The sequence below is a fragment of the Bacillota bacterium genome, from assembly GCA_023511485.1.
GTDB lineage: Bacteria > Actinomycetota > Aquicultoria > Aquicultorales > Aquicultoraceae > CADDYS01.
Genome location: JAIMBH010000005.1, coordinates 73,930 through 88,739 on the forward strand (window position 1 = coordinate 73,930; position 14,810 = coordinate 88,739).

Sequence of the window (14,810 nt, forward strand, 5' to 3'; positions counted from 1 at the left end):
ACTAAATGCTTCCTATCAGCATGCTGCACGGCTTTGACGGCCGTGCAGCTATTTAATCAATTAAATTAGCACGAGGTTATAGGTTACAGCAGATAAATATATCAGTCTTCCTCGTCGCTGTCAATATCTTCTGCAAGATAGGATTCTTCTAAGCCGGAAGAGGTTACTTCACTTCCGAGCTCAAGTGTCCCTACAAGAGATGGCCCTTCTTCCATAAGCGTCTGGGAATTCTCGCCTAACGGAAGCCCTTCCGGGAAAGTTGTTTCCGTTACTTCCATAAGCGGTTCCTCTTCCCCGCCTACTGCTTTTACCTTAATCGTGCGATACCGGCTCATACCAGTCGCCGCCGGAATGAGCTTGCCGATGATAACGTTCTCTTTAAGTCCGAGCAGCGGATCGCTCTTACCTGATATTGCCGCGTCGGTAAGAACCCTGGTCGTCTCCTGGAATGATGCCGCCGACAGGAAGCTATCTGTTGCAAGAGATGCCTTTGTAATGCCGAGCAAGGTCTGCTTAGCGGTTGCAGGCTCTCCTCCTTCGGCTATTACGCGGGCGTTTTCCTCCTCAAAGGTGTGCCTGTCAACTAGCTGCCCCGGAAGAAGATCGGTATCACCAGGCTCGTTAACCGTAACTTTCCTCATCATTTGGCGAACGATAAGCTCAATGTGCTTGTCGTTAATATCCACACCCTGGCTCTTATATACTTCCTGGACCTCGCGCACCAGGTACAGCTCAACCGCACGTGGACCAGAGATTCTCAGGATATCGTGTGGGTTCAGGCTACCTTCTGTTAGCTGGTCGCCAGCCTGAACCTTGTCGCCATTTGCGACCCTCAAGCGGGCACGCCGCGACACCTGGTATACTCTCTCTTTATTCTCGCCCGCGCGAATAATGATCTTTCTTAGCTTATCGGTCTCTTTGATCTCAACGGTGCCGCTTATCTCAGCAATCTGCGCTTCACCTTTCGGCCTCCTTGCCTCAAATAGCTCAACTACACGCGGCAGACCGTGGGTGATATCCTCACCCGCAACACCTCCAGTGTGGAAGGTACGCATGGTAAGCTGGGTTCCAGGCTCGCCAATGGACTGAGCTGCGATGATGCCGACAGCCTCGCCAATATCAACTATGCGACCATTGGCCAAGCTCCAGCCATAACACTGGCGGCAGACACCGTATTTAGCGTTACAAGTTAGCACGGAGCGTACCATAACCTGTTTTACGCCAGCATCCTTAAGACGAGCAAGGTCAGGATTCTTAATCTCCGAGCCCCGGGCAAGGATGACTTCTTTGCTCTCCGAATGCACAACCGTCTCAAGAACGACCCTGCCTAAAAGACCATTCTTGTTTACCTCGCCTTCATCGTCCAGAACCCGCACCGGAATACCTTCCTCAGTGCCGCAATCTACCTCACGGATAATAACATCCTGCGAAACGTCGACCAGCCTTCTTGTCAGATAGCCTGAGTCTGCGGTTCTAAGTGCGGTATCCGCCAGACCTTTACGTGCACCGTGCGTGGAGATGAAGTATTCAAGAACCGTAAGACCCTCACGGAAGTTGGCCTTGATCGGGCGGTCGATAATATCTCCTTTCGGATTAGCAACAAGGCCTCGCATACCGGCTAACTGCCTGAGCTGCTTTAAATTACCGCGAGCACCAGAGTTTGCCATCATATAGATGGGGTTAAACTTATCGAAGTTATTCTCCATGGCCTCCGATACGTCCTCAGTAGCCTTGGTCCAAATATCGACAACCCTCTGGTGGCGCTCTTCGTTGGTGATAAGCCCACGCCTGTATTGCTTCTCTATTCTCTCAACGGCCTCTTCCGGCTCGTCAAGTATCTCCCACTTGTTGCTCGGGACTTTTACATCCTCAATAGCGATTGTGATGCCAGCTCGAGTCGCATAATGGAATCCGAGCGACTTGATCCGATCGAGAATCGCAACTGTCTCGCTCATTGATAGTTCTGCGGTTGCCTTCTCCACTATCCTAGCAAGCTCTTTCTTGCTGACTTCATAGTTTATGTACTCGAAGTTGCTGGGAAGTGCCCTGTTGAAGATGATCCTTCCAACAGTAGTCTCAAGTCGCGACCGCTCACCGTTTGAGCCTGTCTTCAAACGAAGCTCGATCTTCGCCTGAAGATCAACATCTCCGGACTCAAATGCAAGGATTGCTTCTTCCTCGCTTCCGAAGACCCTGCCTTCGCCCTTGCTGCCGTCACGCTGTGCCGTCAGGTAGTAAATACCCAAAACCATATCCTGGGTAGGCGTTACCAGTGGACGGCCATGAGCCGGCGAGAGTATGTTGTTTGCCGATAGCATAAGCACTCTTGCTTCAGCCTGTGCTTCGACAGAGAGCGGCAGGTGAACAGCCATCTGGTCTCCGTCAAAGTCGGCGTTAAACGCTGTACAAACAAGCGGATGTATCTGAATGGCTTTGCCCTCTACGAGAATTGGCTCAAATGCCTGGATACCCAGGCGGTGAAGTGTCGGTGCTCTGTTTAAGAGCACCGGGTGTTCCCTAATAACTTCTTCAAGAACATCCCAAACGATCGGCTTGGCCCTTTCTACCATCCTCTTAGCACTCTTTATATTCTGAACGTGGCCTAGGTCAACCAGCCTTTTCATTACAAAAGGCTTAAACAGCTCAAGAGCCATGACCTTAGGCAGACCGCACTGGTGCAGCTTAAGTTCAGGACCAACAACAATGACAGAACGGCCTGAGTAGTCAACCCTCTTGCCGAGGAGATTCTGACGGAAGCGGCCTTGCTTGCCCTTTAGCATATCGCTTAAGGACTTTAGCGGCCTGTTCCCGGGACCCGTTACCGGCCTTCCGCGACGGCCGTTATCAAACAGCGCATCTACCGCTTCCTGGAGCATCCTTTTCTCGTTGTTTACGATAATCTCCGGAGCACCAAGGTCAAGCAGTCTCTTTAGCCTGTTATTTCTATTGATAACCCTGCGGTACAGATCGTTTAGATCCGATGTCGCAAAACGGCCACCGTCAAGCTGCACCATCGGCCTCAAATCTGGCGGAATAACCGGAATAGCCTCAAGAATCATCCACTCAGGCCTGTTGCCGGACCTCTTAAACGAAGATACTACCTTGAGTCTTTTAACTGCCCGGCTCCTCTTTTGCCCGGTAGAAGTCTTAATTATATGCCTAAGTTCTGCTCCCTCTGAGTTAAGATCGATACTTGCAAGAAGCTCTTTTATTGATTCCGCACCCATACCGCCATGGAAATAGTCGCCATAGCGGATTTTTAATTCGCGGTATAGCTGTTCATCTGTGATAAGCTGCTTTGGCTGCAGAGCCTCAAAGGTTGCAAAGACTTTATTTAGCCACTCAATTTTGCGATTAGTATCAGCATTTATCTCTTTGACGTGTTTCTTATATTCGGACTCAATTTTCTTAATTTGTTGCTCTGGTGAGGCGCCGTCGGCAACCTCTATGCTCTCCCCTTCTTCTGGCTCTATCTCGCCGCGTGCAATAGCAATCTTACGCCGTCTTTCGTTCTCAAGATCAGCGATTTTATCGTCGGCCTGTTTCCTGAGCTCGACGATTTCTTCATCTAGTTCAACTTTAAGCTCAGGAATATCTCTTTCTCTTTGCTCTTCCTTAACATCCGTTATTATATACGCCGCAAAGTAGATGACTTTTTCAAGATCCTTCGGCGTAATGTCAAGTAGATATCCCATCCTGGAGGGTACGCCTTTGAAATACCAGATATGAGAGACAGGCGCAGCCAGCTCTATATGGCCCATGCGCTCACGGCGAACCTTAGAGCGAGTTACCTCAACGCCGCATCTTTCGCAAATAATGCCCTTAAACCTGACTCTCTTGTACTTGCCGCAGTAACACTCCCAATCCTTTGTTGGCCCAAATATCTTTTCACAGAAGAGGCCGTCCTTCTCTGGTTTCAGTGTACGGTAGTTTATAGTCTCAGGTTTTTTAACCTCGCCGTTAGACCATGCACGCACCTGTTCTGGCGATGTAAGACCAATTTTTAAGGCATCAAAGTTGTTAATATCTAACAAAGATTAACCTCCTGTTCGGTAATCTGTAATCGGAGGGTAGAAGGCAGATTTTCATATCTCCTTTTTAACTGAATTTCTTACCCTCGTTCTATACTCTTAATTATTTGTTCTTTTGAATCCAAATTTACTCTTCAGGTAAAGGTGACTCCGTAGCCTCCGATACGGAGGCTGCCTCACCGCGAAGATCGATGCCTAGCTCCTCCGCGGTCTTGAAGACATCTTCCTCGGATTCTTTCAGCTCAATTTCTTCGCCTTCCTCAGAGAGAACTTCAACATTAAGGCAAAGGCTTTGCATCTCTTTAACGAGAACTTTGAACGATTCTGGGATGCCCGGTTCCGGGATGTTCTCGCCTTTCACAATTGCCTCATACGCCTTAACTCTTCCGACCACATCGTCAGATTTTACCGTCAAAAGCTCTTGCAGTGTGTAGGCCGCACCGTAAGCTTCAAGCGCCCATACTTCCATCTCACCGAAACGCTGGCCACCGAACTGGGCTTTACCACCGAGTGGCTGCTGAGTAACCAGTGAATATGGTCCGGTGGACCTTGCGTGGATCTTATCATCAACAAGATGCAAGAGTTTTAGCATGTAGATATATCCTACCGTGATCGGCTCTCTAAATGGCTCACCAGTTCTTCCATCGAAGAGTTTGGTCTTGCCACTTTCTGGAAGGCTTGCTTTGGCCAGGTATTTTCTTATTTCTTGCTCGGTAGCTCCATCAAAGACCGGAGAGGCAATAAATACCGGACCATTGCTCTTCCTGCCGTCCTCACTCCAGCCCTGCATGCCGGCCCAACCTAAATGCGTTTCAAGAACCTGGCCTATATTCATTCGAGACGGCACACCTAGCGGGTTGAGAATAATGTCAATCGGTGTTCCATCTTCCAAAAACGGCATGTCCTCTTCGGGAAGAATCTTAGAAATAACACCCTTGTTCCCATGGCGCCCGGCCAGCTTGTCGCCCTCAGCTATCTTTCTTTTCTGCGCGACATAAACCCTGACTAGCTGATTTACCCCTGGCGCAAGTTCGTCGCCAGCGTCGCGCTGGAAGACCTTAACGTCGATGACAGTTCCGCTCTCTCCGTGCGGAACCTTAAGAGATGTATCTCTTACTTCTCTTGCCTTCTCACCAAAAATAGCCCTTAAGAGCCTTTCTTCTGCCGTTAGTTCAGTTTCACCTTTCGGTGTAACTTTTCCAACAAGGATATCGCCTGGATTAACCTCTGCACCAATGCGGATGATACCGCGCTCATCAAGGTCCTTTAGTACCTCTTCGCCGACGTTTGGTATATCTCGGGTAATCTCTTCGGGCCCTAGTTTGGTATCACGCGCATCTACCTCATGCTCCTCTATGTGTATTGAGGTTAGGATATCTTCTTTGACAAGCCGCTCGCTTAAGATAATAGCATCCTCATAGTTATAGCCTTCCCATGGCATAAACGCAACAAGCAAGTTTCTACCTAAAGCGAGCTCTCCGTGATCTGTCGACGGGCCATCAGCTAGCACTTGCCCCTTCTTGACCTTTTGACCTTCACTGACTACAGGTTTCTGGTTAATGCAAGTTCCTTGATTAGAGCGGCGGAATTTAGAAAGTTTATAAACATCAACATGGCCGTCCTTTTTCTCTACAATAATTTCATCAGCCGAAACATAGGTCACAGTCCCAGCATTTTCTGCAACGATAATCTCACCAGTATCCCGCACCGCTCTATGCTCGACTCCTGTTCCAACAATCGGAGCCTCAGTTCTCAAAAGCGGCACAGCCTGTCGCTGCATATTGGAACCCATTAGCGCACGATTTGCATCGTCGTGCTCTAGGAATGGAATCAAAGCGGTGGCTACGGAAACCGTCTGCTTCGGAGAAACATCCATGTAGTGAACCTTCTTAGGCTCGACAGTATCGATTTCCTCGCGGATCCTGACTAAAACCCTTTCATTTAGAAACCTTCCAGTTTTTTCGCTAAATGGCTCATTAGCTTGCGCGATTATGTACTTATCCTCATCATCAGCTGTCAGATAGTGGATTTCGTCAGTAACCCTTCCATTTTCAACCTTACGGTAAGGTGTCTCAATAAAACCAAATGGGTTTATCCTTGCGTAAGTTGCCATTGAACCAATAAGTCCAATGTTTGGGCCCTCAGGCGTCTCGATAGGGCACATACGGCCGTAGTGAGACGGGTGAACATCTCGCACTTCAAAACCAGCCCTCTCCCTCGAAAGGCCACCCGGCCCAAGAGCGCTCAAACGGCGTTTATGGGTTAGACCTGCAAGTGGGTTGGTCTGATCCATAAACTGAGAAAGCTGGCTGCTTCCAAAGAACTCTTTAATGGACGCAACAATCGGACGGATGTTTATAAGAGTCCTTGGAGTCATTGTTTCAATATCAAGCGTAGTCATGCGCTCACGAACAACCCTTTCCATTCGCGCAAGACCGATACGGAATTGATTCTGTATAAGCTCGCCAACAGAGCGAACGCGCCTGTTGCCAAAATGATCAATATCATCAACATTGATAAAATCAAAGCGATCGGTAAACAAAGTTGGGTCTAATAAAGCGCACATGTATTGAATTGTTGCAAGGATATCATCGCGCGTTAAAACTGTCGTATCAGCAGAAACTTTCAAGTTAAGCTTTTTGTTTACCTTATAGCGACCTACCTTGGCAAGGTCGTACCTCTGCGGATTGAAGAAGAGATTTTCAATCAGGGAACGAGCGCTCTCAATTGCCGGCGGCTCACCCGGGCGCAGACGCTTATAGAGCTCAACCATTGCTTCTTCACGCGTCTCGGTGAAGTCTCTATCCAGTGTCTGCTTGATGGGCTCAGCATTATTAAAAAGCTTGAGTATCTCATCATTAGATCCAAAGCCGAGCGCTTTTAGCAGGATCGTAGCAGGCTGTTTACGCTTGCGGTCAACGCGGACGCTAATTACATCTCTCTTGTCGGTTTCAAGTTCAAGCCACGCGCCGCGGCTTGGGATAATTTTTCCAAAGTAAAGTATCTTGTCGGAGTGCTTATCGACCTCACGGTCAAAGTAAACTCCTGGCGAGCGCACGAGCTGGCTCACTACTACACGCTCAGTTCCGTTGATGATAAACGTTCCCTTGTCGGTCATCATCGGGAAGTCTCCCATGTAGACTTCCTCTTCCTTAATCTCTCCCGTCGCTTTGTTAATAAGGCTTACAGTCACATCCAACCGCGCCGAGTAGGTCATGTCTCTTTCTTTACACTCACTCACGCTGTGTTCAGGATTGCCAAACCTGTACTTTCCAAACTCAATTGCAAGGTTTCCGGTAAAATCCTCGATCGGGGATATATCCCGGAAAGCTTCAGCTAGGCCCTCCTCCACAAACCATTTAAACGAGTCCACTTGAACAGAAATCAGGTTTGGAAGTTCTAAAATGTCGGGAGTTTTGGCAAAACTCAGTCTAGTTCTTAAACCTAAATCATTTCGCAAGAGACGGTTTCACTCCTTAATCGTAATGTGGGAACATATAAACGCAAAATAACAGCATAGCAGAATCTCTATGCTGTGTCAACATAAATAGAGGCCAAACATGTAATTCAGTGGGTGAGAACTTGTTCTCACCCACTCAAATATACTATTTGAACCCAAAAAGCTCAAGGATAATATTACCAGATTTTGAATTTTATTTAAGCTCAACAGTTGCTCCAGCTGCTTCAAGCTGGGCTTTAATTTTCTCAGCCTCGTCCTTTGTGACGCCTTCTTTGACCGGCTTAGGAGCGCTATCCACCAAGTCCTTCGCCTCTTTTAGGCCCAGACCGGTAATAGCCCTAACCTCTTTAATAACCTGGATCTTCTTGTCGCCTGCGCTCGCAAGAATAACGTCAAAGGAGGTCTTCTCTTCCTCTGCGGCAGCCGGAGCGGCGGCGGCACCTGGAGCGGCGGCAACAGCTACCGGAGCGGCAGCAGTTACGCCAAATGTCTCCTCAATAGCCTTAACTAGATCGTTGAGCTCAAGAACCGTCATGTTCTTGATAGCTTCCAATATCTGTTCATTAGTAAGTTTGGTCTCTGCCATTTTATATTCCTCCTAAACTATCTTCTTTATTCTTTAGGACTTTAAGATTTTCCTTGATTTAAGGTATAGCCCTATTCTTTGATTTTGGCCGATAGCCAACTAGTTACTAGCTAACATTTTTCGAGGTAGCTTTTCTTCAAAGCAGCCTTTATTTCTCAGTCTCCTGGCCCTTGTCTACTTGCCTGCACTTACGCGCTTTTCTGTTGCGCCACCTGACTAAGCACCCTTGCTAAGCCAGCGGTAATCTGATTCAGGCTAGCGGCCAGCCCATACAATGGGCTCTTCAAGCCGCCTATAAACATAGCAAGCAAAACATCTCTCGGTGGTATGGTAGCCATACTCTCGACCTGTTTGCCATCAACAACCTTGCCTTCAACAACTCCGCCTTTAAGCTGCAATATTTTGCTGACCTTGGCAAAATCGACAAGAGTCTTTGCTGGTGCAACCGGATCCTCATAACTTAAGGCCATGGCTGTTGGGCCAACCAGATAAGAATCAAGGTCGGATAGATTTAGTTCCTTTGCGGCAATCTTTGCCAGCGTGTTCTTGAATACCTTGTATTCGACACCCTGAGCCCGAAGCTTTGTGCGCAACTCACTTATCTGCTCGAAACTAAGACCCCGGTAATCGGTCAGAATAACACTTTTCGCCTTTTCGATTTTCTCCTTGATCTCTCGTACAGTAGCCTCTTTCTCCGGACGAGCCATTTTCAACCTCCTCCCATGCCAAGCAAAAGATTAAAATAAAAGCCTCCTGCCAAAGACAGGAGGCTAGATTATCAACTCAAAATATGATGATATGATTATTTCTAATACTCACCTCGGTAGGCATCTTATTAAGCCATGCAGGCACCTACTGTCTCCGGCATCGATATTCAATTAACTTTTATTTTATATCAAACGCGATGGCTTTTCGTCAACATCTATTTAGCAGATATCCCCTGGCCTACAACCCCAGACTCTTTAATTAACTTGCTGCTTCTTCCTCCATAAGGTCGCGGGTCTTGGTTGTATCAACCCTGATACCCGGGCTCATAGTTGCGCTGATGCTAATACTCTTGATGTACTTACCTTTGGCTGCAGCTGGCTTTGCCCTTATAATCTCCTCAATCAAAGCCTGATAGTTGCCAATCAGTTTCTCAACAGGAAAAGATAGCTTGCCGATAACCGAGTGAACAATTCCAAATTTATCAACCCTGTACTCGATCTTTCCGGCCTTAACATCCTTTACGGTCTTGCCTACATCAAACGTTACGGTTCCGGCCTTCGGGTTTGGCATCAGGCCACGCGGTCCAAGGAGCTTACCAAGTTTACCAACCGTTGCCATCATATCCGGAGTTGCTATGGCAACATCGAAGTCAAAGAACCCGCCCTGAACTTTTTCTGCGAGATCGGCTGCTCCAACAATGTCGGCTCCTGCGGCCTCGGCTTCTTTAGCCTTTTCGCCTTGAGCAAATACGGCAACCCGAACGGTTTTACCGGTTCCATACGGCAAAGAGACTGTTCCTCTTACCTGTTGGTCCGCCTTTCTCGGATCTACGCCAAGTCTGATATGGACCTCTACGGTTTGATCAAACTTTGCTTTGGCAATCTCTTTTAAGAGTCTGATCGCCTCTAACGGTGAGTATAGCTTTTGTTTGTCGATTTTTTCCTGTTGCTCGCGGTATTTCTTTGATAGCCTCATTATTCATTCCTCCTTGTGGTGATAACGACTTTTTATGGTCTCCCACTCAAGCAAGCTACTGCTTGCCTGAATTTTCTTACTTCCAAAAAACTGTTCAATCTTTTGGCTGTTAGCTATTAGCCAGCGGCTGAAAGTTAAAAATTACCCGGCGACTTCAATTCCCATGCTTCGCGCCGTGCCCTCAATGATCTTCATCGCCGCCTCGATATCGTTGGCGCTTAGGTCTTGCATCTTTGTCTCTGCAATCTGGCGTATCTGGTCTTTGGTGATTTTTGCAACTTTGTTTTTATGAGGCTCACCCGAGCCCTTCTCAATTCCAGCCGCCTGCTTTAGTAAGAAGGCCGCTGGTGGTGTCTTTGTGATAAAGCTAAATGAGCGATCTTCATAAACAGTGATTTCTACCGGGATGACCGTTCCAGCTCTATCAGATGTCTGGGCGTTAAACGCCTTGCAGAACTCCATGATATTTACGCCATGCTGACCTAGAGCCGGACCTACCGGTGGTGCCGGATTTGCCTGGCCGGCAGGTATCTGCAGCTTGATCTTAGCCATCATCTTCTTCGCCACTTCGATTCTTCCTTTCCTTTAAACCAATAATCTAAGCTATTAGCTTTCAGCCATCAGCACTCAGCTCAAATACAAGGATTTATGCTGATAGCTGACGGCTGAAAGCTGGTCCTCATGTAACTAAAGCTTCGCCACCTGATCAAAGTTAAGCTCAGCTGGAGTCTCTCGCCCAAAGATGGATACCATCACTCTGACCTTGCTCTGGTCAACATTCACCTCAGCAATAGTGCCCGTAAAATCGGCCAGTGGGCCGGAGATAACCTTGACCGTCTCTCCCTCTTCAAACTCGACCTTTGGTTTCGGTTTCTCAAACGCCGGCCTTTGAAGAATCTTATCGACCTCTTGGGCAGAAAGAGGTGTGGGTTTTGCATTGGAGCCGACAAATCCGGTAACCCCCGGTGTGTTCCTTACCACATACCACGAATCGTCATCTAATTCCATTTGAACCAGGATATAGCCCGGGAACACCTTTCGCTCGGTTATCGTTTTCTTGCCACCCTTGATCTCCATGACTTCCTCGGTGGGAATGACCACTTCAAAGATCTTATCCTCCATTTCCATCGAGGATATACGGTGCTCTAGATTTGTTTTTACTTTATTCTCGTAACCCGAATATGTGTGTATTACGTACCATTGCTTTGCCATATTGATAATTAAGAGCCTTTACGGCCCCTCCTCCTATACTGAGATTAGCCTAATAATGGTTGCAAAAATCAAATCAACTATCCCTATAAACACTGCAAAGAAAGCTACCGCTACAAGAACAACTACTGTCGATGAGACAACTTCAGCCCGGCCAGGCCAGTTGACTTTGCCAAGCTCGATTCTTACATCCTTTATAAACCTTCTAACCGAATCAAAACCCCTGCTTTTTGCAGGAGAACCTTTTGTCATAGCTTTCTTATCAGCCATATTTATTCCTTCCCCACTCTAGATACCAGAAACTAGATAAAACCATCTGCTTAAATCTCTTATACTTTAAACCCACACTCTAGACCTTCGTCTCTAGCCTCTAGTCTCTAGTTTCTAGTCTCAAGTCTCTAGCCTGGCAGGGCTGGAGGGATTCGAACCCCCAACACCCGGTTTTGGAGACCGGTGCTCTAACCAATTGGAGCTACAGCCCTTAATTCGCGACAATCGTAGTTTAAACAACGACTGCCGTGCTTCAATCCTGTTTAGAAAAGTATAAATTAGCGTGTTTCCCTGTGTAAAGTATGGGTTCCGCACCACTTACAGAACTTCTTCATTTCCATGCGATCAGGCATTTTTCTCTTATTCTTATCCGTTGTATAGTTCCTGCGCTTGCATTCGGTACACGCTAGAGTAACTAGATCGCGCATTTTTCCTCCTAATTATTTAAAATAAATAACCCTATTATTTAGACAAAAAACATATGGTAGTGTACACTGTACTACTGTCAATGTCAATAGCCATGCACTCCAAAGTATTGCCTATTAATACCCTAGTGAGCCAGTTAAAATACCGCCCAATAGTACTCAATAGTAAACAGTACTTTTTAGAAATAAAGACGGGCAGCCTACCGCCCGTCTTTATTAAAGTTAAATCGGATTTAAGAAAATCAATTACTTAATAATGCTTGTAATCCTTCCCGCACCAACAGTTCTGCCGCCTTCCCTGATAGCAAAGCGCAGTCCTTCCTCCATTGCAATAGAGGTGATAAGCTCAACGGTTAGCTCTACATTGTCTCCCGGCATAACCATCTCAGTGCCCTCAGGCAGGTTTGCTACCCCGGTTACGTCAGTTGTTCTGAAGTAAAACTGCGGGCGGTAGCCGTTAAAGAAGGGGGTGTGGCGGCCGCCTTCCTCTTTTGTTAGAACATAGACCTGGGCTTTGAAGTTGGTGTGAGGGGTGATAGACTTTGGCTGGGCAAGAACCTGGCCACGCTCTACCTCGTCCCTGCCGATACCCCTTAAAAGAACTCCAACGTTGTCTCCAGCCTGGGCCTCATCTAAGAGTTTCCTAAACATCTCAAGGCCTGTTACAACGGTCTTTTTAATCTCAGGTGCGATTCCAACTATCTCTACCTCTTCGCCAACCTTGATCTTGCCACGCTCGACCCTTCCGGTAACAACAGTTCCGCGACCGGTAATGGTAAATACGTCCTCAATCGGCATCAAAAATGGTTTGTCTATATCCCGCTCAGGGGTTGGGATATAGGAGTCTACCGCATCCATAAGCTCAATGATAGACTTTGCTGCCTCTGGGTCTCCCTCTAGAGCTTTTAGAGCAGAGCCCTTAACAATTGGGATTTCATCCCCTGGGAACTCGTATTCGTTAAGTAGATCTCTTACCTCCATCTCGACAAGTTCCAAGAGTTCAGGGTCATCTACCATATCTACTTTGTTTAAGAAGACTACGATGTAGGGAACACCGACCTGTCTTGCCAGAAGGATATGCTCCCTGGTCTGTGGCATCGGCCCGTCTGCTGCAGAGACAACCAGGATTGCGCCATCCATCTGGGCAGCACCGGTTATCATGTTCTTTACGTAGTCAGCGTGCCCTGGGCAGTCTACGTGTGCATAGTGGCGGCTCTCTGTTTCATACTCGACGTGAGCAATTGCAATTGTGATGCCCCTCTCCCTCTCTTCTGGGGCGTTATCGATTGAATCAAAGGATCTGAATTCGGCCTGTCCCTTCTCTGCTAATACCTTGGTGATAGCTGCAGTCAAGGTTGTTTTGCCATGGTCTACGTGACCGATGGTTCCGATATTCATGTGGGGTTTTGTGCGCTCAAACTTAGCTTTGGCCATATGTTTTTCCTCCCTAAAAGATTTAACTTTCTTATTTTAAGGGCTTAGTTTATATACGAAAACCAAGAGTTGATAAATCTAAACACTTTTCCCTGGATTAAATCCTTACACTACAGGCCGCGAATTATATCTAGAGATATAGAGCGATGAGCTGTAATTAAAACGAAAATCGATCATTGACAATCGACCGAATCTTAAAATAGCTCGGGTCAATAAGCCCTCACTTTCTAACTTTCCCTCAATAATTCAATCGGTTTTCTGCTTTGATTTTCGATTCTTGAGAAAAACCGCCCAAAGGGCGGTTTTTTTGTAGCGGTGGGAGGATTTGAACCTCCGACGCCACGGGTATGAACCGTGTGCTCTAACCAACTGAGCTACACCGCCTCACCGAGCCCGCGAGCGGACTTGAACCGCTGACCCCTTCCTTACCATGGAAGTGCTCTGCCGACTGAGCTAAGGGGGCGAGGCCCGGTAAGGATAGCCGCCGCGACCGCCCCGACGGACCCGGAGACGCCCGTGCTGCGAACCCGCCTGGTCGAGCCCCGCGACGCCGAGGCGATCCGGGGGATCTACAACGTCGAGGTGCTCGAGTCGACCGTCACCTTCGACCTCGTGCCGCGCTCGCCGGCCGAGCAGCTCGCCTGGGTGGAGGCGCACTCGGGCGGCCACCCGGCGATCGTCGCGGTGGACGCGGCCGACCGGGTGCTCGGCTTCATCCTCCTCCAGGCGAGTAGCAGCCTCCAGACGCCGCTGTCGTTCGCAGCGATCGCCATTCTCACCATCATCGGGGTCGTGCTGTACTACCTGCTCGAGCTGCTTGAGCACCTGCTGATCCCGTGGCACGTCTCGAAACGTCAACCCGGCGCTGGACCAACCCTGTAGTTGGCCTGGCAGGGATGTCCAGGTCAAAGAAAGGAGGAACGATGAAGGTGCTCTCGCGGTGGTCCCTCGCGGCAGCGTGCGCAGTGCTGCTGGTTGCCTGCGCGCCAGCGGCGCAGCCGGCTGCCCCCTCGGTGGCGGGAGGAGCCAGTGGCACCGCCCCCAGCCCCCCGGTTGACCTCGCCTTCCGGCTCAACTGGACCAAGTACGGTGAGCACGCCTTCTTCTTCGTCGCGCTGGAGAAGGGCTTCTACCGGGAGCAGGGGCTGAACGTCACGATCAACGACGGCAGCGGCTCGGCAACGGTCGCCAAGCTGATCGGCGCTGGCACCGATCCGATCGGGTACGTGGATACCCCCACGATGATGCAAGCAGTGGCAGCGGGGGTGCCGATCAAGAGCGTGCTCGTCATCCAACAGAAGAACCCCTCAAGCGTCATCTACCGCCTCGATAACCCGATCCGCACCGCCAAGGACCTGGAAGGCAAGAAGATCGCGCACACCGCGGGCGATAGCTTCGGCGCGCTCTTCCCGGCACTGGTTGCGGCCAACAACCTCGATATGTCCAAGATCCAGCTCGTCTCCCTGCCGACTGCTGCCGCCAAGGAGACGGCGCTCCTGCAGGGGCAGGTCGATGGCATGATGGGGTTCTACAACGATCAGCCGCTGCGGATGATGAAGAACACCGGCGTCAAGCTGAGCTGGCTGAAGTTCTTCGACTGGGGAGTGAACGTTCTCTCGACTGGGGTGGTAGTCAACGAGGAGTTCCTCAAGACGAAGCCAGAGATCGTGCGCAAGTTCGTGGCGGGCACCGTCAAGGGGATCGAGTAGAGC

General features: G+C 48.9%; 12 protein-coding genes, 3 tRNA genes and 1 other annotated feature. Of the genes, 2 read left to right on the forward strand and 13 right to left on the reverse strand.

Features of this window, described 5'->3' with window-relative positions; translation table 11 throughout:
• Positions 1 to 101 precede the first annotated feature (101 nt).
• The 13 genes from K6T91_02890 to K6T91_02950 form a co-directional block, all read right to left on the reverse strand.
• Positions 102 to 4,034, reverse strand: coding sequence for a DNA-directed RNA polymerase subunit beta' (locus tag K6T91_02890; GenBank protein MCL6471742.1), 3,933 nt, complete (start codon positions 4,032 to 4,034; stop codon positions 102 to 104).
• A 124-nt stretch (positions 4,035 to 4,158) separates the two neighbouring features.
• Positions 4,159 to 7,491 carry a DNA-directed RNA polymerase subunit beta gene (gene rpoB, locus K6T91_02895; GenBank protein ID MCL6471743.1) on the reverse strand — a complete coding sequence of 1,111 codons (3,333 nt, stop codon included), beginning with the start codon at positions 7,489 to 7,491 and terminating at the stop codon, positions 4,159 to 4,161.
• A 193-nt stretch (positions 7,492 to 7,684) separates the two neighbouring features.
• Positions 7,685 to 8,077: a 50S ribosomal protein L7/L12 gene (gene rplL, locus K6T91_02900; protein MCL6471744.1), complete on the reverse strand. Its 393-nt coding sequence runs from the start codon at positions 8,075 to 8,077 to the stop codon at positions 7,685 to 7,687.
• Positions 8,078 to 8,265: 188 nt separating this feature from the next.
• Entirely contained in the window at positions 8,266 to 8,784 is a 519-nt protein-coding gene (rplJ, locus tag K6T91_02905; GenBank protein MCL6471745.1) for a 50S ribosomal protein L10, read from the reverse strand.
• A 26-nt stretch (positions 8,785 to 8,810) separates the two neighbouring features.
• Positions 8,811 to 8,960: a sequence feature (ribosomal protein L10 leader region), on the reverse strand.
• An 83-nt stretch (positions 8,961 to 9,043) separates the two neighbouring features.
• Positions 9,044 to 9,763 carry a 50S ribosomal protein L1 gene (rplA, locus tag K6T91_02910; protein MCL6471746.1) on the reverse strand — a complete coding sequence of 240 codons (720 nt, stop codon included), beginning with the start codon at positions 9,761 to 9,763 and terminating at the stop codon, positions 9,044 to 9,046.
• A gap of 138 nt (positions 9,764 to 9,901) precedes the next feature.
• A complete protein-coding gene (gene rplK / locus K6T91_02915) occupies positions 9,902 to 10,327 on the reverse strand; it encodes a 50S ribosomal protein L11 (GenBank protein ID MCL6471747.1) in 426 nt (141 codons plus the stop codon).
• Between the two features lie 120 nt (positions 10,328 to 10,447).
• Positions 10,448 to 10,972 carry a transcription termination/antitermination protein NusG gene (gene nusG, locus K6T91_02920; GenBank protein ID MCL6471748.1) on the reverse strand — a complete coding sequence of 175 codons (525 nt, stop codon included), beginning with the start codon at positions 10,970 to 10,972 and terminating at the stop codon, positions 10,448 to 10,450.
• A gap of 33 nt (positions 10,973 to 11,005) precedes the next feature.
• Positions 11,006 to 11,221, reverse strand: coding sequence for a preprotein translocase subunit SecE (secE, locus tag K6T91_02925; GenBank protein MCL6471749.1), 216 nt, complete (start codon positions 11,219 to 11,221; stop codon positions 11,006 to 11,008).
• Between the two features lie 152 nt (positions 11,222 to 11,373).
• A tRNA-Trp gene (locus tag K6T91_02930) sits at positions 11,374 to 11,451 on the reverse strand.
• Positions 11,452 to 11,517: 66 nt separating this feature from the next.
• Positions 11,518 to 11,667, reverse strand: a complete 150-nt coding sequence (gene rpmG / locus K6T91_02935) for a 50S ribosomal protein L33 (protein ID MCL6471750.1) — start codon at positions 11,665 to 11,667, stop codon at positions 11,518 to 11,520.
• Positions 11,668 to 11,910: 243 nt separating this feature from the next.
• Positions 11,911 to 13,098, reverse strand: a complete 1,188-nt coding sequence (tuf, locus tag K6T91_02940; GenBank protein ID MCL6471751.1) for an elongation factor Tu — start codon at positions 13,096 to 13,098, stop codon at positions 11,911 to 11,913.
• Positions 13,099 to 13,408: 310 nt separating this feature from the next.
• Positions 13,409 to 13,482: transfer RNA gene (locus K6T91_02945), tRNA-Met, on the reverse strand.
• A 4-nt stretch (positions 13,483 to 13,486) separates the two neighbouring features.
• Positions 13,487 to 13,568: transfer RNA gene (locus K6T91_02950), tRNA-Thr, on the reverse strand.
• 46 nt (positions 13,569 to 13,614) lie between these two features.
• Here K6T91_02950 and K6T91_02955 point away from each other — a divergent pair.
• Both K6T91_02955 and K6T91_02960 read left to right on the forward strand, forming a co-directional pair.
• The gene (locus K6T91_02955) at positions 13,615 to 13,980 is read left to right on the forward strand and encodes a hypothetical protein (protein ID MCL6471752.1); all 366 of its coding nucleotides are present in this window, start codon (positions 13,615 to 13,617) and stop codon (positions 13,978 to 13,980) included.
• Between the two features lie 41 nt (positions 13,981 to 14,021).
• On the forward strand, positions 14,022 to 14,807 hold the full coding sequence (locus K6T91_02960) for an ABC transporter substrate-binding protein (GenBank protein MCL6471753.1): 786 nt from the start codon (positions 14,022 to 14,024) through the stop codon (positions 14,805 to 14,807).
• Positions 14,808 to 14,810 lie beyond the last annotated feature (3 nt).